At 68.0% G+C, this 24,249-nt stretch carries 25 protein-coding genes; 10 read left to right on the forward strand and 15 right to left on the reverse strand.

What is annotated here, in order from left to right; genetic code table 11:
• Nucleotides 1-31 precede the first annotated feature (31 nt).
• Nucleotides 32-1,597: an alpha/beta hydrolase family protein gene (locus ACN9MV_RS31670; protein ID WP_093055420.1), complete on the forward strand. Its 1,566-nt coding sequence runs from the start codon at nt 32-34 to the stop codon at nt 1,595-1,597.
• Here the strand turns inward: ACN9MV_RS31670 and ACN9MV_RS31675 are convergent, their stop codons facing one another.
• Genes ACN9MV_RS31675 through purE form a run of 3 tightly spaced genes read right to left on the reverse strand, consistent with a single transcriptional unit; the run spans nt 1,598 to nt 4,355 of the window.
• Nucleotides 1,598-2,599 carry an L-threonylcarbamoyladenylate synthase gene (locus tag ACN9MV_RS31675; RefSeq protein WP_093076184.1) on the reverse strand — a complete coding sequence of 334 codons (1,002 nt, stop codon included), beginning with the start codon at nt 2,597-2,599 and terminating at the stop codon, nt 1,598-1,600. It abuts the gene before it with no gap.
• Nucleotides 2,596-3,798 (reverse strand): 5-(carboxyamino)imidazole ribonucleotide synthase, encoded by a 1,203-nt coding sequence (locus ACN9MV_RS31680; protein WP_093055416.1) that lies wholly within the window; start codon nt 3,796-3,798, stop codon nt 2,596-2,598. The genes ACN9MV_RS31675 and ACN9MV_RS31680 overlap by 4 nt, the downstream gene beginning before the upstream one ends.
• Complete coding sequence (gene purE, locus ACN9MV_RS31685) at nt 3,795-4,355, reverse strand: 5-(carboxyamino)imidazole ribonucleotide mutase (RefSeq protein ID WP_093055414.1); 561 nt, start codon at nt 4,353-4,355, stop codon at nt 3,795-3,797. The genes ACN9MV_RS31680 and purE overlap by 4 nt, the downstream gene beginning before the upstream one ends.
• Before the next feature lie 36 nt (nt 4,356-4,391).
• Between purE and ACN9MV_RS31690 the strand changes: the two genes are divergently transcribed.
• Together ACN9MV_RS31690 and ACN9MV_RS31695 are read left to right on the forward strand one after the other, a co-directional pair.
• A complete protein-coding gene (locus ACN9MV_RS31690; RefSeq protein WP_093076187.1) occupies nt 4,392-5,312 on the forward strand; it encodes a tetratricopeptide repeat protein in 921 nt (306 codons plus the stop codon).
• Nucleotides 5,313-5,420: 108 nt separating this feature from the next.
• Complete coding sequence (locus ACN9MV_RS31695; RefSeq protein ID WP_093055410.1) at nt 5,421-5,864, forward strand: META domain-containing protein; 444 nt, start codon at nt 5,421-5,423, stop codon at nt 5,862-5,864.
• Nucleotides 5,865-5,885: 21 nt separating this feature from the next.
• Here ACN9MV_RS31695 and ACN9MV_RS31700 read toward each other — a convergent pair whose 3' ends face one another.
• The 5 genes from ACN9MV_RS31700 to ACN9MV_RS31720 all read right to left on the reverse strand — a co-directional run bounded on the left by ACN9MV_RS31700 (nt 5,886) and on the right by ACN9MV_RS31720 (nt 11,107).
• Nucleotides 5,886-7,340 carry a hypothetical protein gene (locus tag ACN9MV_RS31700; protein WP_426390834.1) on the reverse strand — a complete coding sequence of 485 codons (1,455 nt, stop codon included), beginning with the start codon at nt 7,338-7,340 and terminating at the stop codon, nt 5,886-5,888.
• Between the two features lie 177 nt (nt 7,341-7,517).
• A complete protein-coding gene (locus tag ACN9MV_RS31705; protein ID WP_093055406.1) occupies nt 7,518-8,423 on the reverse strand; it encodes a phosphoribosylaminoimidazolesuccinocarboxamide synthase in 906 nt (301 codons plus the stop codon).
• A 104-nt stretch (nt 8,424-8,527) separates the two neighbouring features.
• Nucleotides 8,528-9,592 (reverse strand): class II fructose-bisphosphate aldolase, encoded by a 1,065-nt coding sequence (gene fba / locus ACN9MV_RS31710; RefSeq protein WP_013544161.1) that lies wholly within the window; start codon nt 9,590-9,592, stop codon nt 8,528-8,530.
• Between the two features lie 64 nt (nt 9,593-9,656).
• Nucleotides 9,657-10,586 (reverse strand): alpha/beta hydrolase, encoded by a 930-nt coding sequence (locus ACN9MV_RS31715; RefSeq protein WP_426390835.1) that lies wholly within the window; start codon nt 10,584-10,586, stop codon nt 9,657-9,659.
• A 35-nt stretch (nt 10,587-10,621) separates the two neighbouring features.
• The gene (locus ACN9MV_RS31720) at nt 10,622-11,107 is read right to left on the reverse strand and encodes an Lrp/AsnC family transcriptional regulator (protein WP_093055402.1); all 486 of its coding nucleotides are present in this window, start codon (nt 11,105-11,107) and stop codon (nt 10,622-10,624) included.
• 136 nt (nt 11,108-11,243) lie between these two features.
• Between ACN9MV_RS31720 and ACN9MV_RS31725 the strand changes: the two genes are divergently transcribed.
• Nucleotides 11,244-12,260, forward strand: a complete 1,017-nt coding sequence (locus tag ACN9MV_RS31725) for a 1-aminocyclopropane-1-carboxylate deaminase (RefSeq protein WP_093055400.1) — start codon at nt 11,244-11,246, stop codon at nt 12,258-12,260.
• 6 nt (nt 12,261-12,266) lie between these two features.
• Here ACN9MV_RS31725 and pyk read toward each other — a convergent pair whose 3' ends face one another.
• The 3 genes from pyk to ACN9MV_RS31740 form a co-directional block, all read right to left on the reverse strand.
• Nucleotides 12,267-13,715: a pyruvate kinase gene (gene pyk, locus ACN9MV_RS31730; RefSeq protein ID WP_093055398.1), complete on the reverse strand. Its 1,449-nt coding sequence runs from the start codon at nt 13,713-13,715 to the stop codon at nt 12,267-12,269.
• Nucleotides 13,716-13,804: 89 nt separating this feature from the next.
• Complete coding sequence (locus ACN9MV_RS31735) at nt 13,805-15,010, reverse strand: phosphoglycerate kinase (RefSeq protein ID WP_097197680.1); 1,206 nt, start codon at nt 15,008-15,010, stop codon at nt 13,805-13,807.
• Between the two features lie 91 nt (nt 15,011-15,101).
• On the reverse strand, nt 15,102-16,007 hold the full coding sequence (locus ACN9MV_RS31740) for a LysR family transcriptional regulator (protein WP_426390836.1): 906 nt from the start codon (nt 16,005-16,007) through the stop codon (nt 15,102-15,104).
• 91 nt (nt 16,008-16,098) lie between these two features.
• Between ACN9MV_RS31740 and ACN9MV_RS31745 the strand changes: the two genes are divergently transcribed.
• From ACN9MV_RS31745 to ACN9MV_RS31770, 6 genes are read left to right on the forward strand one after another with little or no spacing between them, the layout of a single operon-like run.
• Nucleotides 16,099-16,641, forward strand: a complete 543-nt coding sequence (locus ACN9MV_RS31745; RefSeq protein ID WP_093055393.1) for a VOC family protein — start codon at nt 16,099-16,101, stop codon at nt 16,639-16,641.
• Complete coding sequence (locus ACN9MV_RS31750; protein ID WP_093174343.1) at nt 16,634-17,755, forward strand: alpha/beta hydrolase family protein; 1,122 nt, start codon at nt 16,634-16,636, stop codon at nt 17,753-17,755. Before ACN9MV_RS31745 ends, ACN9MV_RS31750 begins: the two co-directional genes overlap by 8 nt.
• Before the next feature lie 7 nt (nt 17,756-17,762).
• Nucleotides 17,763-19,412 (forward strand): FAD-dependent oxidoreductase, encoded by a 1,650-nt coding sequence (locus ACN9MV_RS31755; protein WP_426390837.1) that lies wholly within the window; start codon nt 17,763-17,765, stop codon nt 19,410-19,412.
• Nucleotides 19,409-19,612, forward strand: coding sequence for a DUF2783 domain-containing protein (locus ACN9MV_RS31760; RefSeq protein ID WP_097197677.1), 204 nt, complete (start codon nt 19,409-19,411; stop codon nt 19,610-19,612). Before ACN9MV_RS31755 ends, ACN9MV_RS31760 begins: the two co-directional genes overlap by 4 nt.
• On the forward strand, nt 19,609-20,574 hold the full coding sequence (locus tag ACN9MV_RS31765; protein ID WP_426390838.1) for an MBL fold metallo-hydrolase: 966 nt from the start codon (nt 19,609-19,611) through the stop codon (nt 20,572-20,574). The genes ACN9MV_RS31760 and ACN9MV_RS31765 overlap by 4 nt, the downstream gene beginning before the upstream one ends.
• 40 nt (nt 20,575-20,614) lie before the next feature.
• A complete protein-coding gene (locus tag ACN9MV_RS31770) occupies nt 20,615-21,589 on the forward strand; it encodes a Bug family tripartite tricarboxylate transporter substrate binding protein (RefSeq protein ID WP_097197675.1) in 975 nt (324 codons plus the stop codon).
• Nucleotides 21,590-21,695: 106 nt separating this feature from the next.
• Here the strand turns inward: ACN9MV_RS31770 and ACN9MV_RS31775 are convergent, their stop codons facing one another.
• The 4 genes from ACN9MV_RS31775 to ACN9MV_RS31790 are packed head-to-tail and all read right to left on the reverse strand — an operon-like array spanning nt 21,696 to nt 24,248.
• A complete protein-coding gene (locus ACN9MV_RS31775; RefSeq protein WP_093055509.1) occupies nt 21,696-22,007 on the reverse strand; it encodes an AzlD domain-containing protein in 312 nt (103 codons plus the stop codon).
• A gap of 32 nt (nt 22,008-22,039) precedes the next feature.
• A complete protein-coding gene (locus ACN9MV_RS31780) occupies nt 22,040-22,780 on the reverse strand; it encodes an AzlC family ABC transporter permease (RefSeq protein ID WP_426390839.1) in 741 nt (246 codons plus the stop codon).
• Nucleotides 22,780-23,739, reverse strand: coding sequence for a methionyl-tRNA formyltransferase (gene fmt, locus ACN9MV_RS31785; RefSeq protein ID WP_426390840.1), 960 nt, complete (start codon nt 23,737-23,739; stop codon nt 22,780-22,782). The genes ACN9MV_RS31780 and fmt overlap by 1 nt, the downstream gene beginning before the upstream one ends.
• Nucleotides 23,736-24,248: a hypothetical protein gene (locus ACN9MV_RS31790; RefSeq protein WP_426393220.1), complete on the reverse strand. Its 513-nt coding sequence runs from the start codon at nt 24,246-24,248 to the stop codon at nt 23,736-23,738. Before ACN9MV_RS31790 ends, fmt begins: the two co-directional genes overlap by 4 nt.
• Nucleotide 24,249: the final 1 nt, after the last annotated feature.

Genomic DNA, 24,249 nt, shown 5'->3' on the forward strand with positions numbered 1-24,249 from the left:
GACAAAGCCCCACCCCCATTCGTCCGTCCCGATGCGCAAGACAGCAGCCCTGACGGCGCTCGCAGGCGCAACCTTGTTGCTGCTCGCCGCCTGCGGAGGCGGTGGTGGTGGCGGGGGTATCGGCATCGGGGTGGGCGTTCCGCCGCCCGCCGCCGACGACGGCCGGGGCTCGGTGGTCACCAACCCGCCCGAGCAGACGGCGAAGCTGACCGCCGACCAGTTCACCGCCAGCCTGCAGGCCAGCGACCAGGGCAAGGCGCTGCTGCAGGTGGCGGGCACACCCAAGTGCGGCATCGACCTGCGCTACCTCGAATACCGCACCATCGGCGCGAAGAGCGAGGCCACCAACGCCACCGCCGCGATCATGGTGCCCACCGGCTCCGACGTGGCCTGCGGCGGCCAGCGTCCGGTGGTGCTCTATGCCCACGGCACCACCGCCGCCAAGGCCTACAACCTGGCCAAGTGGACCGACAGCACGCAGGCGGCTGCCGGCGAGGGCCTGATGGTCGCCGCCATGTTCGCGGCGCAGGGCTACATCGTGGTGGCGCCCAATTACGCGGGCTACGACAAGTCGACCCTGCCCTACCACCCGTATCTCAACGGCGACCAGCAGGGCAAGGACATGGTCGACGCGCTCACCGCCGCGCGCAAGACCTTCTCGGGCATCGGCGCGAACGACGCCGGCTCGCTGTTCATCACCGGCTACTCGCAGGGCGGCTACGTGGCAATGGCGGCGCACCGCGAGATGCAGGCCACGGGCAAGACGGTGACGGCGTCGGCGCCACTGTCGGCACCCTCGGCCATCAGCCTGCTGACGGACTACACCTACCAGGGCTGGCCGGCGCTGGGCGCCACGCTGTTCGTGCCGCTGCTGTCGACCAGCTGGCAGCAGCAGTTCGGCAACGTCTACAGCTCCACCAGCGACGTGTATGAAGCGCAGTACGCCAACGGCATCGACACCCTGCTGCCGAGCACCTCGCCCGGCACGCTGTTCTCCAGCGGCAAGCTGCCGCAGCTGGCGCTGTTCCCGGCGAACGCCACGCCGGGGCCGGTGAGCCCCTCGCTGTCGATCTTCTACGGCGCCAACAACCTCATCAAGCAGAGCTTCCTGACGCAGGCCGCCGGCGACATCCAGGCCACGCCCTGCCCCGGCAACGCGCTGCCGGCCACGTCGGCGTCGCTGAGCACGGCATCGCCGCTGGACTGCAAGCCGTCCACGGGCTTCCGCAAGGCGGCGCTCGCCAACGACCTGCGCAACTGGACGCCGACCCGCCCGATGCTGATGTGCGGCGGCGCCAACGATCCGACGGTGAACTTCGTGAGCACCCGCGCCACGTCAGGCTACTTCCGCGCCAAGGGCGTGCCGGCCACCGCGCTGGCGGTGGTCGATCTGGAAGATTCGGCCGCGATCGACGCCTACTCGACGGCCCGTGCCGGCTTCGCGCAGGCCAAGGCCCTGCTGGCGCAGAACACGTCAGGCAGCGCATCTGACAAGGCGCAGGCGGTCACGCTGGCGTACCACGGCACGCTGGCGCCGCCGTTCTGCCTGGCCTCCGCCCGCGGCTTCTTCCAGGGCGTGCTCGCCGCTGGGGGCTGATCAGGCCGCCGACGCGCGCTGCAAGCGATCCCGCACGCCTTCCCAATCGGGCGTGTCGGGCGGCATCTCGACCCAGATCAGCTTGACGCCCTGCGCATCGAACTCGCGCAGCACCGCGAAGAGTTGCTGCGCACTGGCCGCCGCGTCGTCGGGCATGCGCCGCTGCAGCACGCGCTGCGAGCGGCTGCGCACCACGGTGCGCGACCACACGGCGATGTGCGCGGCATTCGCGCCCAGCACGTCGAGGCCGGTCTGGATCGCCTTGGCGTCCATCAGCCGCACCTTGGCGTCCGGGGCGTAGTGCGCCTCCAGCGTGCCCGAGGCGCGCGGGTCGGGTGTTTCGAGCACTTCGCGATCGCTGAGCTTCTCGCCGCAGGCGGCCTCGATCTGCGCACGCGTGATCAGGCCGGGCCGCAGCAGCACGGGGGCGCCGCGGCTGCAGTCGACGATGGTCGACTCGATACCGACCTCGCAGGCTCCGCCGTCGACCACCAGCAGCGCGTCGCCGAACTCGTCGTGCACGTGCTGCGCCGTGGTCGGGCTGACGCGGCCGAAGCGGTTGGCGCTGGGCCCCGCAAGGCCGGGCACACCCTGCTGGGCGCAGGCTTCGAGCAGCGCCTGCGCCACGGGATGCGAGGGGCAGCGCAGGCCGATGGTGTCCTGCCCGCCGGCCGCCGCCGCGCCCACGCCGGGCTGGCGCGTGACGATCAGCGTGAGCGGCCCGGGCCAGAAGGCCTGCACGAGTTTCTGCGCGAAGAGCGGCAGCGGCTGCGCGAAGCGCGACAGCGACTCGGTGCCCTTGATGCCGGCCGCCACGTGGACGATCAGCGGGTGATCGGCGGGCCGCCCCTTGGCCTTGAAGATGCCGGCCACGGCCATGTCGCTGCTCGCGTCGGCCCCCAGGCCGTAGACAGTCTCGGTCGGAAAGGCCACCAGCCCGCCCGCGCGAAGCACGCGCGCGGCTTCGGCAATGGACTCGGGGGAGCGGCCGTCGAGGATCATGCGAGATCGGCGGTGGTCACCGCCGGCAGGCCCAGCAGCAGCGCGGCCTGCGAGGCGGTGGCACGCACGGCTTCGAGCGTGGCGCCGGTGAGCGTGAGGTGGCCCATCTTGCGGCCGCGCCGCGGGTCGATCTTTCCGTAGAGGTGCAGATGCACGCCCGGCAGCGCGAGCACCTCGCTCCAGCGCGGCGAAACCGGCTTGTCGCCGCCCTCGGCGGTGAACCACAGGTCGCCCAGCAGGTTGAGCATGATCGCGGGGCTGTGCTGGCGCGGCGCGGCCAGCGGCAGGCCGGCGAGCGTGCGCACCTGCAGCTCGAACTGCGACACGTCGCAGGCTTCCATCGTGTAGTGGCCGCTGTTGTGCGGGCGCGGCGCCATCTCGTTGACGACCAGCGAGCCGTCGGCCAGCGCGAAGAACTCGACGCACAGCACGCCCACATAGCCCAGGCCGTTGGCGATGCTCTTCGCCGAATTGACCGCGCCCTGCGCCACCGTCTTCGGCATGTTCTGCGGATGCACCTCGGTGACAGCCAGGATGCCGTCGCGGTGCAGGTTGCGCTGCGGCGGAAAGTGCACGATCTGCCCGTCGCGGCTGCGCGCGAGGATGACCGAGCATTCGAACTCCAGCGGCAGCATCTTCTCGAGCACGCAGGGCACGCAGCCCGTGGCCTGCCAGGCGTCAACCAGCTCGGCGCGCGTCTTCACGCGCTGCTGGCCCTTTCCGTCGTAGCCCAGCCGCGCGGTCTTCAGGATGCCGGGCAGCAGGCTGTCTTCAACGGCGGCGAGCTGCGCCGCGGTCTCGATGACCGCGTAGGGCGCGCAGGGCACGCCGCAGCGGGTGAAATGCGCTTTCTCGGCGATGCGGTCCTGCGCGATGGCGATGGCCGAGGCGCCGGGCGACACCGGCCGCGCGACCGCAAGGTGCTCCAGCGAGGGCGCTGGCACGTTCTCGAACTCGGTCGTCACCGCATCGGCCAGGCCGGCGAGGCGGGCGAGGCCGTCGACGTCGTCGTAGTCGGTGTGGATGTGGTGGTGGCTCACGCGGCCGGCGGGGCTGTCGGTGTCGGGATCGAGCACCGCCGTGAAGTAGCCCATGCGCTGGGCCGCATGGGCGAACATGCGCCCCAGCTGGCCGCCGCCGAGCACGCCGAGCGTGGCGCCCGGGAGGATGGGCAGGTCACCGTTCTTGCTGTTGCTCACAGGGCACCTCCGCCTTGCGGCGAGAAAGGGGACACGGGGGGCACTTCTCCAACACCGCCGGCAGGAGCCGGCGGCAGCGTCATGGCCTCGGCGGCGGCGGTCTGCGCCGTGCGGAAGGCATCGAGCTTCGCGCGCAGCGCCGGGTCGTTCACCGCCAGCATTGCCACCGCGAACAGCGCCGCGTTGGCCGCGCCCGCATTGCCGATAGCAAAAGTGGCCACCGGCACGCCCTTGGGCATCTGCACGATGCTGTAGAGCGAATCGACGCCCTGCAGGTGGCGGCTGGCCACCGGCACGCCCAGCACCGGCACCGTGGTCTTGGAGGCCAGCATGCCCGGCAGATGGGCCGCGCCGCCCGCGCCCGCGATGATCGCGGTGAGCCCGCGCCCGGCGGCGCTTTCGGCGTACGCGAAGAGCGCATCGGGCATCCGGTGGGCCGAGACCACCTTTGCTTCGTGACTGATTCCGAATTGCTGGAGAATCTCGACCGCGTTGCGCATCGTCTCCCAATCGGAGTTCGAGCCCATCACTACACCGACCTGAATGGTTTCGTTCATGGTTTCAATTTTACGTTTCACCCTCAGCTGGTTCCGATGATCGACATCACTCTCGAAAATTTCCAGGCCGAACTGATCGAAGGCTCAGTGGCCACGCCGGTGCTGCTGGACATCTGGGCCGAATGGTGCGGCCCCTGCAAACAGCTGGGCCCGGTGCTCGAAAAGCTCGAAGTCGAGTACGCCGGCCGCTTCACGCTGGCCAAGCTCGACGCCGACAAGGTGCCGCAGATTTCGTCGCAGCTGTCCGAAATGTTCGGCGTGCGCAGCATCCCGTTCTGCGTGATGTTCAAGGACGGCCAGCCGGTGGACGGCTTTGTCGGCGCCATTCCGGCCGAGAAGATCCGTGAATTCCTCGACAAGCACGTGCCGGGCGCCGACGAAGCCGAGGCCGCCTCTGAAGAAGCCGCCGCGCAGGAAGCGCTGGCCGAAGGCGACACCCAGGGCGCACTCGAACGGCTGCAGCACGCAGTGGCCACCGACCCGGCCAACGACGACGCCCGCTTCGACTACATCAAGCTGCTGCTGCAGGAAGGCCGCGTCGACGACGCCAAGGTCGCCTTCGCCCCGGTGATCGCCAAGACCACGCTGGTGCGCCGCTTCGATGCACTGCAGCGCTGGATGGATGCTATCGATTTCGCAGCACCGGTGGCAGGCGCCGCGCCTGCGATCGCCGAATTCGAGGCGAAGATCGCCGCCAACAAGCGCGACTTCGACGCCCGCTTCGGCCGTGCCCGCCTGCTGATGGCCGCACAGCGCTGGACCGACGCGATGGACGAGCTGCTCGACATCCTGATGCGCGACAAGACCTGGAGCGAAGACCTGGCCCGCAAGACCTACATCGCAATCCTCGACCTGATCGAGCCGCCGAAGGTGAAGGTGGCCGACGGGCAGATCCCGCCGGACGATCCGGTGGTGGCCACCTACCGCCGTCGCCTCAGCAGCATCGTGCTGAGCTGATCCGGAAAGCGGACCCACAAAGCGACCCTCGGGGTCGCTTTTTCGTGGCCGCCTCGAATACGATCACGCCCGATTCAACTTGTTGCAGATTGAAAAGGAAGACTGGCCATGCGCTCCTTCGCCCGCCGTATCGTGTTTCCCCTTCTTGCCACGACGGCGCTGCTGACCGCCCTTACCGGTTGCGGCAGCGGCATCAGCCTCGACGAGCCGATCGAAGGGCCGGTCTGGCGCCTTGCTCAGTTGGGTGACGAGCCGGTAGGGCAGAGCGAAGCGCAAGTTCAGTTCGACCGCAGCAGCGGCCGCGTCAGCGGATCGGGCGGCTGCAACCGCATCTCCGGCACCTTCACGCGCAGCGGCATCACGCTGAGGATCGGCCAACTGGCCTCTACCCGCATGGCCTGCGCGGACCCGGCGCGTGGGGCCAATGAAGCGCAGTTCATTTCCGCGCTGCAGAGCACCGCGAGCTACCGGCTGGCGGGGCCGAGCCGGCTGGCGCTGCTGGACGGCGGCGGGCGGACAGTGGCGTTGTTGAACAGCGGCGGGGGGCGCTGAGCGCACTCGCCGCGCCTACCTTCACTTGGCCGCGGGGGCACCGACGGTCAGCTGGATGTCTTCGGTGGCCAGGCCCCGGTCGGAGATGCTGACGTCCACCGTGCCCTTGGCGTCTGCCGCCACCTTGATGCGCACGACAAACTGGTTCACCGCGGGACCAACCAGGATTTCGGAGGTTGCCGAGCCCTTGACCGTCACCTGCGGCCAGACCGTTATGCCGCTCACGGCAATCTCGTAGACCTCGCCCGGACTGACCTTCGCATCGTCGGCCGGCGCGACAGTCATGGCACTGACGCTCCCCACGCAGCTGCCGTTTCGCTCCACGGACTTGCGCTGCTCGGCAAAGCTGAGCAAGCGGTTGCTCAGGGGGCGGCGGGCGGCGTAGAGATCAGCCGTTTCCTTGGCCAGCTTGCGCGCCATGCTGGCCTCGGATGCATTGGCTGGCTGCTTCTTGGCATCCGCCTCGAGCTTGTCTTCCCGCTTTTTCTCTGCAGCGGCGACGGCGGCGGCGATCTGTTGCTGCTGCAGAGCGGTGACCTGCGCAAGCAGCTCCTGAATGCTTGCTGTCCCCAACGACTTTGCCGCGACCGCGGGCGCCCGGGCACCAGTTGTTGTTGCGGCAGCGGCAGGCGCTGGCGGGGTCGCGCCGCCGCCACCGCTGCTCTCGCTCGGCGCATCGATCTTCACCGCCCTGAACTTGCCGATGATTCCCGCTGCCTGGCTGGCCATGGTGTCCGGCGGGGTGATGGGCTTGTTGGCGGCATTGATGCGGGCCGCCACGCGGGCAAAGACCAGATCGCCCTCGCGCATCAGGATGACGCCGCTGTTGTTCAGCTGGTCGGCCAACTGTTCGCTGGAGGCCAGGGTCTTGCGGGCGCGCCACAGCGCTTCTTTCGCCTCTGCGCGAACCCGTGCCCTGGGAAGCTTGCTGTCGCTGCCATAGCGATCGATGGCCTCGGCTTCGAGCAAATCCTTGTCGAGCGTATTGATGGCTTCCGTCAAGGCCTGCCGCTCCTGGCGCATCAGCGAGAAGTCGACCGCACTCATGCGCAGCGGCTCGATGTTCATCATCGCGCACGTCAGCTCACGGATGCCTTCGACATACGCCAGCTCCTGGTTGGGATTGACGAACCAGGTGCTGCCCGAATACGCCGCGAAGCCGACCGCGCCGGCCATGGCCAGGCGCGTCTTGTCATGGTCGGTCGTCACGCCTGACTTCAGGCCGCTGTAGAGCGCCGCCGCCGTGATGCCGAGCAATCCAAGCTGCGTGACGGCACGCACCCGCGCCTGCGTCGAGAGGGAGTCGTACCACTCGCGGCGCTGGTCCTTCAGCACGCCGAGCGCGCCATGCAGGTTGCCCGCGAACCGCTCGGCATGGGCGTTGCGGACCTCCTCGCGGCCGAGTTGGGCGATCGGCACGTCGACCCGCTTGCTGCGCTGGTAGGGATTGGTGCTGCTGCAGCCCGTGACAGCCACCACAAGCCCCGCCGCCACGCAGCGCTGCCAACGAAGAACATTCCCGGTTTTCATATCCCCCGCCCCTCATGTTTTGAGTACGCATGATGGCGGGGCGGGGGCGTTCGTACATCCCCGATTCCCGTGGCGACAAGGCGCCCGGGATGAACTACGAAGCGACGAAAAGGAAGAGGAGGATCAGCCCGTCAGGCGCTCCAGCGCCTCGCGGTACTTGGCCGCCGTCTTCTCGATGACTTCAGCCGGCAGGCGCGGCGCCGGGGGCGTCTTGTCCCACGGCTTGCCGTTGATCTTGGTGGCTTCGAGCCAGTCGCGCACGAACTGCTTGTCGTAGCTCGGCGGGTTGGCGCCGGTGGCCAGCGCGGCCTGGTAGCCCTCGACCGGCCAGTAGCGCGAGCTGTCTGGCGTGAGCACTTCGTCCATCAGCACGAGAGTGCCGGCCTCGTCCAGGCCGAACTCGAACTTGGTGTCGGCAATGATCATTCCCTTGGTCAGGGCGATCTGGGCGGCGGTTTCGTAGATGGCGATGCTGGTCTCGCGGATCTGCTGGGCCAGCTTGGGGCCGACGATCTCGACCACGCGGTCGTAGCTGATGTTCTCGTCGTGCTCGCCGGCCGCGGCCTTGGCGGCGGGCGTGAAGATGGGGCGCGGCAGCTTGCTGGCGTTGGTCAGGCCCTCGGGCAGCGGCACGCCGCAGACCGATCGGCTTTCCTGGTATTCCTTCCAGCCGCTGCCGGCCAGGTAGCCGCGCACCACGGCCTCGACCGGGATCGGCTTCAGGCGCTTGACCAGCATCGAGCGGCCCGTGACCTGAGGCACCTCATCGGGTGTTACAGCGCTTTCGGGCGCGTCGCCGGTCAGGTGGTTGGGGCAGATCTGGCCCAGCCGCTCGAACCACCACAGCGCCATCTGCGTGAGGATCTCGCCCTTGCCGGGAATGGGCTCGCCCATGATCACGTCGAAGGCGCTGAGCCGGTCGCTCGCGACCATCAGGATGCGGTCTTCGCCGACGGCGTAGTTGTCGCGCACCTTGCCGCGCGCAAGCAGGGGCAGGCTCTGGATGGAGGAGGTGTGGACGGTGGTCATGGGAACAACAACAAATGCGGTGGGGAACGTGGGACGGTGAAAGCGGATTGTGCGCGCAGAAAAAAGCCACCGCGAACGGTGGCCTTCGAATCGCAGGGAAGTTTTTAGACGACTTCCTGAGCCAGTTCGCCCTTGGCGTACTTGGCGGCGACCACTTGCAGCGTGTCGCCCTTGATCTTGGCGCCCTGGCCTTCGCAGCCGAACTCGATGTAGCGCTGCTTGCAGATCAGCTTTGCGGCCTCGCGCGCGGGCTTGAGCCACTCGCGGGCGTCGAACTTCTCGGGGTTCTCGGCCAGGAACTTGCGCACCGCGCCGGTCATGGCCAGGCGGATGTCGGTGTCGATGTTGATCTTGCGCACGCCGTGCTTGATGGCTTCCTGGATTTCCTTGACGGGCACGCCGTAGGTTTCCTTCATGTTGCCGCCGTACTGGCGAATGATGGCCAGCAGTTCCTGCGGAACGCTCGACGAGCCGTGCATCACCAGGTGGGTGTTGGGAATACGGCGGTGGATTTCCTTGATGCGGTCGATCGCCAGGATGTCGCCGGTGGGCTCGCGCGTGAACTTGTAGGCGCCGTGGCTGGTGCCGATGGCGATGGCCAGCGCGTCGATCTGGGTGCGCTTGACGAAGTCGGCTGCCTGCTCGGGGTCGGTGAGCAGCTGTTCGCGCGTCATGGTGTCGTCGGTGCCGTGGCCGTCTTCCTTGTCGCCCTTCATGGTCTCGAGCGAACCGAGGCAGCCGAGCTCGCCTTCGACGGTAACGCCCAGGCGGTGGGCCATGTCGGACACCTTCTTGGTGACGTCGACGTTGTAGTCGTAGCTGGCGATGGTCTTGCCGTCGGCCTCGAGCGAGCCGTCCATCATGACCGAGCTGAAGCCCAGGTCGATGGCGCCCTTGCAGACGTCGGGGTTCTGGCCGTGATCCTGGTGCATGACCAGCGGGATGTTCGGGTACTGCTCGATGGCGGCCTGGATCAGGTGCTTGATGAAGGCTTCGCCGGCGTACTTGCGGGCGCCTGCGCTGGCTTGCAGGATGACGGGCGCGCCGGTTTCCTTGGCGGCCTCCATGACGGCCTGGACCTGTTCGAGGTTGTTGACGTTGAAGGCCGGAATGCCGTAGCCATTGGCTGCGGCATGGTCGAGCAGTTCGCGCATCGAGACGAGTGCCATGGAAATACCTCGCGGAAATTAGGGAAAGAAGAAGGCTGGAAGACAGGAGAAAACTGCCGCAATTCTACCGAGCCCCCTTGTGGGACAGGACTGACGCCAACCCGAGGAACTCCATCACCGGCGGCAGCACCGGCCCACCCAGCCACTGGATGGGCCTGGCGAAAGCGCCGATCAGCGTCACGTGGCTCAGGTTGTCGAACAGCCTGACCTGCACCGGCACGCCCGCCGCGCGCAGCGCCGTGGCCATCTGCCCGGTGTTGCGGTCGGGGTAGACCAGGTCGTCTTTCGATGCCGCCATGAGCAGCACGCGCGGCGAGGCTGGCGTGACATGCGCCAGCGGCTGCGAGTCGGGCGGCGTGTCCGGCCAGTTGAAGGCAACCTGCGCCTGCGGGTCGCCGATGGGCAGAAAGTCGTAGGGGCCGGCCAGGCCGATCCAGCCCGCGAGTTGCTTCGGGCTGGCGCCCACCTCGCCGAGCCAGCGCTCGTCGAGTGCCACCATCGCGGTGTTGTAGCCACCCGAGCTGTGGCCCATCACGAACACCTGCTTCGGATCAGCGCCCAGCCGGGCCGCGTTGTCGAGCGCCCATTTGACGGCCAGCGCGCTGTCGCGCACGAATGCCGGGTAGGTGAAAGCCGGCGACAGCCCGTAGTCGGGCACCACAACCACCGCGCCGCGCGCGGCCAGCGCCTCGCCGACGAACCTGTAGCCGGCGCGGTCGCCGGTCGTCCAGGTGCCGCCATAGAAGAATACGACCAGCGGCCGCGCACCCTGGGCCGGCTGGGTGGCCGGCAACGGCTGGTACACGTCGAGCAACTGGCGGGGCGCCTGGCCGTAGGTGATGCCGCCCTGGAACCGGTAAGTGTCGGTGGGCACCAGGCCGTTGAGCACCTTGACCGGCGAGCAGGCCGGGAGCACTGCGGCGGCGATGACGCAGAGGGCGATGAAGAAAGCGCCGCGGCGCCGGCGGAGTGACGCGAAGGTGGGAAGACTCATCGCAACAGTACGCACGCGGGCGGGCGCCGGTTTCGTCAGATCGGCAACTGCGTGGTCGACAGCACCTGCTTGAGCACAACGAAAGTCCGGACCTGCCGCACCCCCGGCAGGTACAGCAGCTGCTCGGCATGCAGGTGGTTGAAGCTGTCGTTGTCGCGCGTGCGCACGAGCATGAAGTAATCGAACTCGCCCGTGACCACATGGCATTCGAGGCAGCCCGACACCTTCTGCGCGGCCTTCTCGAAATCGGCGAACGAGTCGGGCGTGGAGCGGTCGAGCACCACGCCGATCATCACGAGCATGCCGACGTCGAGCGCGTCGGCATCGAGCAGGGCGACGATGCCCTTGATGAACCCCTCCGCCTTGAGCCGCTCGACGCGGCGCAGGCAGGCGGCTGCACTGAGATTGACCTTGGCGGCCAGCGCCACGTTCGACAGCGAGGCGTCGCGCTGAAGGGCGCGGAGGATGGCGCGGTCGGTGCGATCGAGCTCCGGCGCGATACGCAATTTTGTTGTGCTCATGCCTTATTTTTCGGCTTGAAAGTTTTCGATCTGGCCATAGTGCCTTTTTTTCTCTAGAGAATCCACAAAACTTCGCAAGCACGTTGCGTTCGCTTCTTTCTACGATCTAAGGCTTCAACTCCCTGGAGCCGCTCCCATGAATCTGAAGAAGTTTCCCCGCTACGCCCTGACCTTCGGCCCCACGCCGATTCACCCGCTGAAGCGGCTGAGCGCGCACCTCGGCGGCAAGGTCGATCTGTACGCCAAGCGCGAGGACTGCAACAGCGGCCTGGCCTTCGGCGGCAACAAGACGCGCAAGCTCGAATACCTGATCCCCGAGGCGCTCGAGGGCGGCTACGACACGCTGGTGTCCATCGGCGGCATCCAGTCGAACCAGACGCGGCAGGTGGCCGCGGTGGCCGCGCACCTCGGGCTGAAATGCGTGCTGGTGCAGGAGAACTGGGTCAACTACTCCGACGCGGTGTACGACCGGGTCGGCAACATCGAGATGTCACGCATCATGGGCGCCGACGTGCGGCTGGACGCGGCAGGCTTCGACATCGGCATCCGCAAGAGCTGGGAAGACGCGATGGAGAGCGTGCGCAAGGCAGGCGGCAAGCCGTTTCCGATTCCGGCGGGCTGCTCGGAGCATCCGCGCGGCGGGCTCGGCTTCGTCGCCTTTGCCGAAGAAGTGCGCCAGCAGGAGGCCGAGTTGGGCTTCAAGTTCGACTACATCGTGGTCTGCGCAGTCACCGGCAGCACGCAAGCCGGCATGGTGGTGGGCTTCGCGGCCGACGGCCGGGCCGACCGCGTGATCGGCATCGACGCCTCGGCCAAGCCGCAGCAGACCTTCGACCAGATCCTGCGCATCGCGAAGAACACGGCCGAGCTGGTGGAGCTGGGCCGCGACATCACCGAGAAAGACGTGGTGCTCGACCGCCGCTTCGGCGGCCCCGAGTACGGGCTGCCGAACGACGGCACGCTGGAAGCCATTCGCCTGTGTGCGCGCTTCGAGGGCATGCTGACCGACCCCGTGTACGAGGGCAAGTCGATGCACGGGATGATCGAGAAGGTGCGGCTGGGGGAATTCCCGGCCGGCTCGAAGGTGCTGTATGCGCACCTGGGCGGGGTGCCCGCGCTGAACGCCTACAGCTTCCTGTTCCGCAACGGTTGAGCCGACTCAGCTCGCGCGGCAGATCTTGAGCATGTTGGTGCCGCCAGGGGCACCCATCGGCTCGCCGCAGGTAATGGCGTAGACGTCGCCGCTCTGCACGATGCCGCGCTTCTTCAGGTGGTTTTCGGCCTGCTGCAGCGCGGTGTCGCGGTCGCTTTCCGAATCCATCAGCAGCGGACGCACGTTGCGATACAGCGCCAGCTTGCGCTGCGTAGCCAGCCGCGAGGTCAGCGCGTACATGGGAATGTGCGCGCGGTGGCGGCTCATCCACAGGATGGTGGAGCCCGACTCGGTCAGCGCCACGATGGCCTTGGCACCCAGGTGGTGGGCAGTGAACAGCGCGCCCATGGCGATCGACTGGTCGATGCGGCTGTAGGTCTTGCCGCTGAAATCGGCGTCGAGCGTCTTGTCTTCGGCAGCTTCGGCGGCTTCGCAGATGCGGCTCATCTCCTGCACGGTCTCGAGCGGGTAGCGGCCCGAGGCGGTTTCGGCCGAGAGCATCACGGCGTCGGTGCCGTCGAGCACGGCGTTGGCCACGTCGCTCACTTCGGCGCGCGTGGGCACGGGGTTGGTGATCATCGACTCCATCATCTGGGTCGCGGTAATGACCACCTTGTCCATGTCGCGCGCCATGCGGATCATTTTTTTCTGCAGCGCCGGCACGGCCGCATTGCCCACCTCGACCGCGAGGTCGCCGCGCGCGACCATGATGCCGTCGCTGGCGCGCAGGATTTCTTCCAGCTTCGGGATGGCTTCGGCGCGTTCGATCTTGGCGATCATGCCGGGCTTGTGGCCGTACTCGGCCGCGGCCACGTTGCACAGCTGGCGCGCCATTTCCATGTCTGTGGCGTTCTTCGGGAAGCTCACGGCCACGTAGTCGGCCTGGAAGCTCATCGCGGTCTTGATGTCTTCCATGTCCTTGGCGGTCAACGCGGGCGCCGTGAGGCCACCACCCTGCTTGTTGATGCCCTTGTTGTTCGACAGCTCGCCGCCCAGCTTGACGGTGGTGTGCACGGCCTCGCCCTTGACGGCGTCGACGGTCAGCACGATGAGGCCGTCGTTCAGCAGCAGCCTGTCGCCAGGCTTCACATCGCGTGGCAGGTCCTTGTAGTCGAGGCCCACGGCATCGGCGTCGCCGAGTTCGGTGCGCGAGGCGTCGAGCACGAACTTGGCGCCCGGCTCCAGCCAGACCTTGCCCTGCGCGAACTTGCCGACGCGGATCTTGGGGCCCTGCAGGTCGGCCATGATGGCCACTTCGCGGCCGGCCTTGCGGGCGGCTTCGCGCACCATGGCGGCGCGGTCGATGTGGTCTTGCGCGGTGCCGTGGCTGAAGTTCAGCCGCACCACGCTGACCTTGGCCTGGATCATCTTTTCCAGCAATTCGGGGGTGCTGGACGCCGGACCGAGCGTGGCAACGATCTTGGTGGCGTGGCGGGGGATGCGGTCCGTGCTCATGAGGGTAGTCTCCGTTTTGTATTCGCTACTGTATACACTTTGTGTGTCGGACGGAAGTCACCCATGGGTTTTCCCGCGCAGGGCCGTGCTCAACCAGCCGCGCGCTTCGACAGGATCTCGAAGGCCGGCAGAGTCTTGCCTTCCAGCACTTCCAGGAAGGCGCCGCCGCCGGTCGAGATGTAGCCGACCTGCTTTTCGATGCCGTACTTGGCGATGGCCGCCAGCGTGTCGCCGCCGCCGGCGATAGAGAAGGCGCTGCTGTCGGCAATAGCTTGCGCGATGGCCTTGGTGCCATTGGCGAAGGCGTCGAACTCGAACACGCCCACAGGGCCGTTCCAGACGATGGTGCCGGCTTCGCGCAGCTGCGCGGCCAGGATCGCGGCCGTCTTCGGGCCGATGTCGAGGATCAGGTCGTCGTCGGCCACATCGCTTGCGTCCTTGACGGTGGCAGCCGCATCGGCCGCGAAAGTCTTGGCCGTGACCACGTCCACCGGAATCGGCACGTCGGCGCCGCGCGCGCGCATGGCGTCGATCACCGCCTTGGCCTGGTCGACCAGGTCGGGCTCGGCCAGCGACTTGCCGATCTTCAGGCCGGCCGCCAGCATGAAGGTGTTGGCGATGCCGCCACCCACGATCAGCTGGTCGACATTGGCCGACAGGCTCTTGAGGATGGTGAGCTTGGTGCTGACCTTGGAGCCGGCCACGATGGCCACCAGCGGCCGCTTGGGTTGCGCCAGCGCCTTGGTGATGGCGTCGATCTCGGCCGCCAGCAGCGGGCCGGCCGCGGCGATCTTCGCGAACTGCGCGATGCCGTAGGTGGTGGCCTCGGCGCGGTGGGCGGTGCCGAAGGCGTCGTTCACGTAGATGTCGGTGAGGGCGGCCAGCTTCTTGGCCAGCGCCTCGTCGTTCTTCTTCTCGCCCTTGTTGACGCGGCAGTTCTCGAGCAGCACGACCTGGCCGGGCTTGACGTCGACGCCGTCGACCCAGTTGGAGACCAGCGGCACTCCATTTTCGTACGGGTGGCCGAGCAGTTCGCCCAGGCGCTTGGCGACAGGGGCCAGCGAGTCTTCGGGTTTGAACTCGCCTTCGGTCGGGCGGCCCAGGTGCGACGTGACCATCACGGCGGCGCCTGCGTCGAGCGCCAGCTGGATGCAAGGCACCGAGGCGCGCACGCGCGTGTCTTCGGTGATGTTGCCTGCGTCGTCCTGCGGCACGTTGAGGTCGGCACGGATGAAGACGCGCTGGCCGGCGGCTTTGCCCTGTGCGCAGAGGTCGGTGAATCGAATGACGTTCATGGATCTGGAGGAGGTGGAAGACGGGTCGGCCTGCATTGTAGGTTTGGCCCCACTGCCGCTCTACGCGCCTGTTGCAGCGCTCCGATGCTTTTCAGCCCTTTTGCTGCGCCTTGGCGAAGCTTTCGAGAACGCCGACAAAGCTCGCGGCGGCCGGCGACAGCGAGCGCCGCGCCGCGCTGTAGACGCACACCTCGCGGTGAAAGTCGGGCGATTCGAGCCGCACCATCTGCAGGCCGTGGGCGCGCACCAGCGGCGCGGAATAGGTCGGGCACACCGTGAGCCCCAGCCCCGAGGCCACCATGCCGAGGGCGGTGGTCATGTACGACACCTCCTGCGTGGCGGGGCGCAACATGTAGTCGCGCTCTGCCGGGGCCAGCTCGGGCAGCACGCGCTGGCGAAAGTCACGCGTGGGGGCGATGAAGGTGTACGGCTCGAGCTCGTGCCATCGCACCTTGCGGCGGTTGGCAAAGGCATGGCCGGGCGGGCAGATCAGCCAGTGCCGGTCGCGCAGCAGCGTGCGGCGCTCGATGGCGCTGTCGACGGCCACATCCTGCCCCACGGCCAACTCCACATCGCCGGCCGTCACCCCTGCGAGCAGGTGCTCGGGCAGCGTGTCGGTCAGGCGCACGTCCACGTCGGGGTACTGCTCGCGGTAGAGCGCGATCACGCGCGGCATCAACGTGCAGGCCATGAGCTGCGGCGCCGCAAGCCGTAGCAAGCCTTTCTTCTTGTCACGCAAATCCGTGACGCCGGCCACCGCGCTCATCAGGTCGCCGAGCAGGCGATGCACCGACGGCAAGAACTCGCGCCCCGCCTCCGACAGCTGCACGCTGCGGGTGTTGCGGTCGAGCAGCTGCACGCCCATTTCGCGTTCGAGCTCACGCACCAGCACGCTGAGCGCCGACTGCGTGAGATGAAGTTGCAGCGCCGCCGCGGTGAAGCTGCCGGTTTCGGCCACGGCGGCAAAGGCGCGCAACTGGCGCAGGGTGAGATTCATATATACGGTTATTTCATCAATCGATGAATTAATTTCGATTGCATCATAAGACGCGGCATCGCCCAATAACGGCTCACTGGAGACACGAGCCATGCCGATCCCACCACCCGTGCGCGGGCTGCACCACTTCGCCTGGCGCTGCCGCGACAGCGAGGAAACCCGCCGCTTCTACGAAGACCTGCTGGGCCTGCCGCTGGCCCACGTCATCAAGAGCGACCACGTGCCGAGCACGGGCGAGTACTGCCCCTACGTGCACATCTTTTTCCAGATGCGCGACGGCTCGTACATCGCCTTCTTCGACCTCGGCGACGACATCGCCGCGCTGCCCTCGCCCAACACGCCCTCGTGGGTGAACCACATCGCGCTGCGCGTCGATTCAGTGGCCGACCTGCTGGCGGCCAAGGCGCGGCTCGAAGGCGCGGGCGTCGAGGTGCTGGGCGTGACCGACCACCACATCATCGAATCGATCTACTTCTTCGACCCCAACGGCATTCGCGTGGAGCTGACCACGCCGACCGTGCCGCAAGCGGAGATGGACGCGCACGCGCTGCGCGCTCGCGCCGACCTCGATGCGTGGACCGCGCGCAAGGCCGAACTTCGTGCGACAGCAGCAAAGGGTGCGCCGAATGTCTGAGCTGCAACTCGCCGTCATCGACGTGAAGCCCGGCGCGGCGATGGAAAGCCAGTCGGGCCTGCAGATGCTGCGCCCGCGCATCTACGGCGCCTTCCGCGCACCGCAAGGCCCGAAGAAGGTCGCCGCCATCGTGATGCACCCGACCAGCAACTTCATGGGCCACTACCTGATCGGCCCGCTGGCCGAGCGCGGCATCTGCTGCATGGGGCTCAACTCGCGCTTCGTGGGCAACGACACGGTGCTGCTGATGGAGCGTGCCATTCAAGACCTGGGCGCCGGCGTGCAGTACCTGCGCGCTGCCGGCTACGAAAAGGTGTTTCTCGTCGGCAACTCGGGCGGCGCGGCGCTCGCGAGCTTCTACCAGGCGCAGGCCGAGAAGCTCACGGCCACGCACCTGCCCGACGGTGACCCCACGCACCTGCACCCGAGCGACCTTCCGCCCGTGGACGGCATCGCGCTGTGCGCCGCGCACCTGGGCCGCACGCGGCTGATGCGCGACTGGATCGACCCGTCGGTCACCGACGAGCATGACCCGCTCTCGGTGAACCCCGAGCTCGACATGTACGACCCGCGCCATCGCGTGCCCTACGACAGCGACTTTCTCGCGCGCTTCAGCGCTGCTCAGAAGGCACGGCTGGACCGCATCGAGCAATGGGCCATCGACCGGCTTGCCTTGCTGCGCAACACGCCGGGCGCGCCGCGCGACCAGACCTTCATCGTCTATCGCACGCATGCCGATCCGCGCTGCGTGGACCTGTCGCTCGACCCCAACGACCGCCTTCCGGGCAGCGTGTGGGGCGACGCCCGGCAGGTGAACTACTCGGCCAATGCGATGGGGCGTACCACCTCGCTGACGGCATTTCTCTCGCAATGGTCGTCACGCTCGCAGGCCGACGGGCCGACAAACCTCGCGCGAACCACGGTGCCGAAGCTGCTGCTGACCTACACGGGCGACCAGTCGACCTTTCCGAGCACGCGCGATGCGTGGATGGCCGCGGGCGAGTCGCGCATCCGCAACGTCGACATCGTCGGCGGCAACCACTATCTCGCGGGGCAGCCGGAGTTGATCCCCAAGGCGGCGGACGCCATCGCCGAGTTCGCGCACGCGCTGTAGAAGAGACATGGAAAACTTTGCTTTCGCGCCGGCCTACGAGCTGCCGGTCTGGCCCTTCACGCCACCGCCCGAACTGGGCAGCGCGAAGGTCGTGCGCCACCCCATCGTGATCGTCGGCGCAGGCCCCTCGGGCCTCACGCTGGCCTGCGACCTCGCGCAACGCGGCGTGCGCGCCGTGCTGCTCGACGAAGACGACACCGTCGGCGTGCGCGGCGCATCGTCGCGCGGTATCTGCTATGCGCAGAAGAGCCTGGAGATCTTCGAACGCCTGGGCATCTACGAACACATCGCGGCCAAGGGCATCACCTGGTCGTTCGGGCGCACCTTCTCGGGCGAGCAGGAGGTCTACAACTTCAACCTGCAGGCCAACAGCGTCTCGAGGCAGCCGCCCTTCATCAACCTGCAGCAGTTCTACGTCGAGTGGTTTCTGGTCGAGCGCATCCTCGAACTCGGGCTGACCGACCTGCGCTGGAAGAGCCGCGTGACGCGCGTCGAGCAACTGGCCGACGGCGTACGCCTGGACATCGAAACGCCCGCCGGCAGCTACACCATCGAGGCGGACCGGCTGATCGACGCGACGGGCGCCAACAGCCCGATCCGCACGCAGCTCGGCATCGAGGCGCACGCGTCGCGCAGCACCGACCGCTGGTGCATCAGCGACGTGCGCTTCAAGAAGCCGCTGCCGACCGAGCGCTGGACCTGGGTCGATGCGCCCTTCAACGAAGGCCGCGGCGTGTGGCAGCACCTGATGGCCGACGGCGTGTGGCGCATCGACTACCAGATGCCCGAAGACTGCGACACGGCCTATATCAGCCAGCCCGAAGTGGCGGGTGCGCGGTTGCGCGAGCAACTCGGGCCGGACGTGGAGTTCGAGTTCGTGTGGATCGGGCCGTACGGCTACCGTGACCACCTGCTCGACAGCTTCCGGCATGGCCGCGTGTTCTTGATCGGCGATGCGGCGCATGTGGTGAGTCCGTTCGGCGCGCGCGGGGGCAACAGCGGCATCCAGGATGCGGCGAACCTGGGCTGGAAGCTCGCGCTGGTCGCGCAGGGCAAGGCCGGTGACACCCTGCTCGACAGCTACGACGCCGAGCGCCAGCCCGCCGCGCAGCAGAACCTGCAGGTGACGAGCCGGTCGGCACGCTTCCTGGCGCCGCGCTCGCCGGCCGAGCACACGCTGCGCCGCGCCGTGGTAGCGCTGGCGGCCCGCCATCCGTTTGCGCGGGCGCTGGTGAACACCGGGCGCATGTCGGTCGCCAACGACTACCCCGCCGCGCCGCTGCTACCCGAGGGCGCGCGTTCGGTGCAGAACCTGCCGCTGCGCTGGGCCGATGGCCGCGAGACGACGCTGGTGCAACTGCTGTCCGAGGGAACGCACTGCATCGGCCTCTGGTTCGCGCCGACCCGCGAGCAGGCGAAGGCGGCCCTCGATGCCACGGCGTCGCTGCCGCTGCGCCTGCTGGCCGTGGGAGGAGACAGCGGCCTGCCCACGCTGCAGGCCGACGACAGGCTCGCGAGCCACCTCGGCATCGGCGATGCGGGCAGCTTTGCTCTCGTGCGGCCCGACGCCTATCGCGCCGCCGTGCTGGCGAATGCCACGCCGGAAATCATCGCCTCCGCCTTGCGCACCGCGCTGGGCCACGACAGCAACCCATGATCACCGAGCCCCGCATTCCCGACCCCGATGGCTTCTACGCGGCCCTGCTCGCCGCGCACGAAGGCCGCACCGACGCGCAGAGCGCCGACCTCAACGCCCGCCTCGTGCTGCTGCTGGCCAACCAGTGCGCCGACCAGCGCGTGCTGCTCGCCTGCATCCGCGCAGCCGCCGAAGACACCACGACAACAACCGCCCCATGACCACTTCCGTCTCTTTCGCCTCTGCGTCCGACACCCGCGAGCAAAAGCCGCAACTGCGCGAGCTCGCGCCCGGTGCCTACGGCTACATCAGCGACTTCGATCCCAACTGCGGCTTCGTCGCCGGCGACGAGCAGGTGGTGTTGATCGACACGCGCCCCACGCCGCGCATGGCGCGCGACTTTCTCGCGGCCATTCGCACGGTGACCGACAAGCCCATCCGCACCATCGTGCTCACGCACTACCACGCAGTGCGTGTGATGGGCGCAAGCGCCTTCGACGAAGTGAAGGACATCATCGCGAGCAACGGCACGCTCTACTGGATCCGCACGCGCGGCCAAGCCGATTTCGATTCGGAGGTCGGCCGCTTTCCGCGCCTGTTCGCCGGCGTCGAGGAGATTCCGGGCCTGACCCTTCCGACGAAGGTCTTCGAGCGCGAGATGACGCTGCAGCTCGGCGGTGGCCGCGAATTGCATCTGAAGGCGCTGGGCCGCGGTCACTCGGGCGGCGACACGGTCGCATGGCTGCCCGACTGCGGCGTGCTGTTCTCGGGCGACGTGGTGGAGAACCGCTGCGGCGTGTACGCGGGCGACGCCTACATCGGCGACTGGGCCGGCACGCTCGACGCGGTGGCGGCGCTGAAGCCGCGCATGCTGGTGCCCGGGCGCGGCGCGGTGCTGCAGGACGAAGCCGCATGCGCCGAGGCCATCGGCCTGACCAAGGCATTTCTCTCGACACTGCTCGACAGCGTGAAGGCCGGCATCGCCGCGGGCGACACGCTCAAGGGCTGCTTTGCGCGCGCCGAAGCGGCGATGACGCCGCGCTTCGGCGACTGGCCCGTGTTCCAGCACGTGCTGCCCTTCGACGTCTCGCGCGCGTACGACGAACTGCGCGGCATCGAGCACCCCGTGGTGTGGACCGCGGAGCGTGACCGCGAGCTCTGGCAGACGCTGCGCGGCGAATGACCTGAACCGATTTCAAAACAAGCAACGGAGACAAGAGACGATGAAGCGATTCCTTCTGCCCCTGCTGGGCGCAGCCCTCACGCTGGCCAGCAGCCTTGCATCGGCGCAGCCGGCCGCCTACCCCAGCCAGCCCGTCAAATGGATCGTGCCCTACGTGGCCGGCGGTGGCACCGACAACCTGGCTCGCACGCTCGCCGAGGCGATGCAGCCTTCGCTCGGGCAGCCGCTCATCATCGACAACCGGCCCGGCGCGTCCACCAACATCGGCGTGTCCGTGATGATGCAGGCCAAGCCTGATGGCTACACGATCATGCAGGCCGAGAACGCGGCGCTGCTCTTCAACGAGCACATGTTCGCCAAGCTGCCGTACAAGCCTGCGAGCGACTTCACCTACATCGGCACCATCGGCCGCTTTCCGGTGGCGCTGGTGGTGCACCCCGACTTTCCCGCGAAGAACGTGGCCGAGTTCGTACGCTACGTGAAGGCCAACCCCGACAAGGTGAGCTACGCCTCGCCCGGCAACGGCTCGCCGCACCACATGGCGATGGAGCTCTTCAAGCAGAAGGCCGGCCTGACGATCACGCACGTGCCGTACAAGGGCGCCGCGCCCGCCATGACCGACGTGATGGGCGGCCAGGTGCCGACGATGATGCTGGACCTGGCCTCGGGCCTGCCGATCATCAGGTCGGGCAAGGTGCGGGTGCTGGCCATAGCGCTGCCGCAGCGCGCGAGCGCCCTGCCCGAGGTGCCGACCTTCGTCGAGGCTGGTTTCAGCGACGTCAACGCCTACGCCTTCCACGGCCTGATCGGCCCGGCCGGCATGCCGCCCGAAACGGTGGCGCGGCTCAACGGCGAACTGCACAAGGCGATGAAGGCGCCGAAGGTGGTGAAGCTGTTCGCGGACTTCGGCTTCGAGGCGCTGCCCGGAACGCCGCAGGATTTCTACAAGCTGTCTCGCGCCGAGAGCGAGCGCTGGGGAAAGATCATTGCGGCCGCTGGCGTGAAGCTGGATTGACGAGCCACGAGCCCCCCGGGCTTTTCACTTCGCTTCGCTGCGTGTAACTCCACCCCCCAAGGGGGAGGCGCGGCCCCCCTTGGGGCGGCCCGGCGGCGGCCGCCCGTTACCAGCCCAGGCCGAGGTGCAGCGGCAGGTACACCGCCATGCCGGCGAGCATGGTGCCCAGCACGCCACGCCGCCAGTAGAAATACGCCGCGCCGACGACCGCCGCATACAGGCGGGCGTCGTGCAGCGTGGTGATGAGGTGGCCCTGCGTCATGACGATCTCGGGCGCGATCACGCCCGCGAGCGCGGCGGCCGGCGCGTAGTGCAGCGCGCGGTGCGCCCACTCGGGCAGGCCCCAGGGCCGGTCGAGGATGAAGAAGAAGCAGCGCGTGAGCACGGTGACGAGCGCCAGCCCGACGATCACGCCCATGGTCCACCAGTCGGTGGTTGCCCCCGTTCCGCTCACTTGTCGTCCTCCGCCGTGGGGTCGAGGCCGAACTGCTTTTCGAGCCAGAAGCACAGCAGCACGGCCACGCCGATGGCGACCACGATGTTGAGCTTCAGCGGCAGCGAGTAAACCGCGACGGCAGTGGCGCCGGCAATCAGCGCGGCCAGCACGCGCAGGCGCGTCGTTGCCATCGAGCAGACGATGGCCACCAGGCTCAGCACGCCAGCAAAGCTCAGGCCCCAGGTCTGCGGAATGAAGTTGGCCAGCGCCACGCCCAGCAGGCTCATGCCCATCCAGGCGCCCCAGGTCACGAAGTAATTGCCGGTGAGGTAGGCCTCTTGCGACTCCTGCTCGGCGATGGTCAGCGGCGGCTTCGGGTACTTCTTCGTGAAGAGCGCGTAGCTCATGTCCGCCGTGAGGTAGCCGTGCGTCATGCGGCGCCAGCGCGGCATGTGCATGAGGTAGGGCCGCAGGTGCAGGCTGAACACCACGAAGCGCAGGTTGACGCAGAAGCCCGTGGCCAGGATCACCCAGGCGGGGGCGCCCGCGAACAGCAGCGGAATCGCCGCCAGCTGCGAGCTGCCCGCGTACACAAGCAGCGTCATCGCCAGCGCCTCGACCGTGCTCATGTTCGACTTGACCATGGCCACGCCGGTCATGAGCCCCCACGCGCCGATGCCCATCGCCACCGGGGACATGTCGCGCATGCCGACGCGGAATTCAGGGCGGCTGCGGATGCTTTTCGAGAGAAACATCAGCCGAACACCTGCCCGGGCTTCAGGTCGAAGCCGCGCAGGAAATCGGCCACGGGCAGGCGCTTGCCGCCCGGACGCTGGAGTTCGGTGACGTTGACGACCGAGCCGGCGGCCGCGACGGCCACACCGGCATCGCTGACGGCCAGGATCGTGCCCGGCGCGGCGGACGCCTCGGGCGAGCCTGCAGAGTGGGCGGCCCAGAGCTTGACGGTCTCGCCGTCGAGCGGGCTGTTGGCCCCCGGGAACGGGTCGAAGGCGCGAATGCGGCGCACGATGGCGTCGGCCGGCTGGGCCCAGTCGATCAGCGCTTCGTGCTTCTCGACCTTGTTGGCGTAGGTGACGCCTTCGGCGGGCTGCGGCGTGCGAGTGAGCGTACCGATGTGCGCCAGCGCCTCGACGATCATCTTTCCGCCCAGATCGGCCAGGCGGTCGTGCAGGCGCGCGGTGTTGTCATCGCTGCCGATGTCGACGGCCTCGCGCAGCAGCATGTCGCCGGTGTCGAGGCCGGCGTCCATCTGCATGATGGTGATGCCGGTCTGGGCATCGCCCGCCTCGATGGCGCGGTGGATCGGCGCGGCGCCGCGCCAACGCGGCAGCAGGCTCGCGTGGATGTTGAGGCAGCCGTGCGCCGGCAGGTCGAGCACCCACTGGGGCAGGATCAGGCCGTAGGCCGCGACCACCATCACGTCGGGCCTGGCGGCCAGCAGGGTGTCGCGCGCGGCCGAGGCCTCGTCGGGGTACTTGCCGTCCAGTCGCAGGCTGCGCGGCTGCGCCACGGGCCAGTTGTTGGCAACGGCGCATTGCTTGACGGGGGAGGCCTGCAGCTTCATGCCGCGGCCGGCGGGGCGGTCGGGCTGGCTCATCACCAGCACGATGTCATGGCCGGCGGCGGCAATGGCTTCGAGCGCGACGCGCGCGAACTCGGGCGTGCCCGCAAAAACGACTCTGAGGCGGCTCAATCCCGGATCCGATCGAAATCGAGATCGTCCCCCGTGTGATAGCGCCGGACCACGCCGGTCGGATCGATGTAGATGTACAGCATGCGGCGCTCGTTCACGGCCTTGTAGCGCCAGGTCCAGACCGCGCCGTCGAAAGAGCTGACACGGGTGATTTCATAGGGACGGCCATAGAAGGCCATCACGTCGTTCTGGCGCCACTGGTTGACCTTGATGTCGTAGCCGAAGCGCGCTTCGCTGAGCACCTGCGTCACCGAGACGACCTTGCCCGAGGCGTCGACGTCGATGTCGGTGACCTCGAAGCCGGCCGGCATGCGCGAGTACTGCAGCCGCTCGCCACCACCGGTGAGCGGGTAGCGGCCGGTGGGGGCGCCCAGGCGCTGCAGCGTTTCGGCCGCCGTGGCACCGGGTTGCACGCGCGTGGGTTCGTTGGCGCAGCCGGCAATGAGCCCCAGCCCGGCGACCGCGAAGACCCCCAGTGCCGCAAGGGAGCCGAAGCGCCGTACCTCCATG

This window comes from Variovorax sp. R-27 (assembly GCF_049913215.1).
Lineage (GTDB): Bacteria > Pseudomonadota > Gammaproteobacteria > Burkholderiales > Burkholderiaceae_C > Variovorax.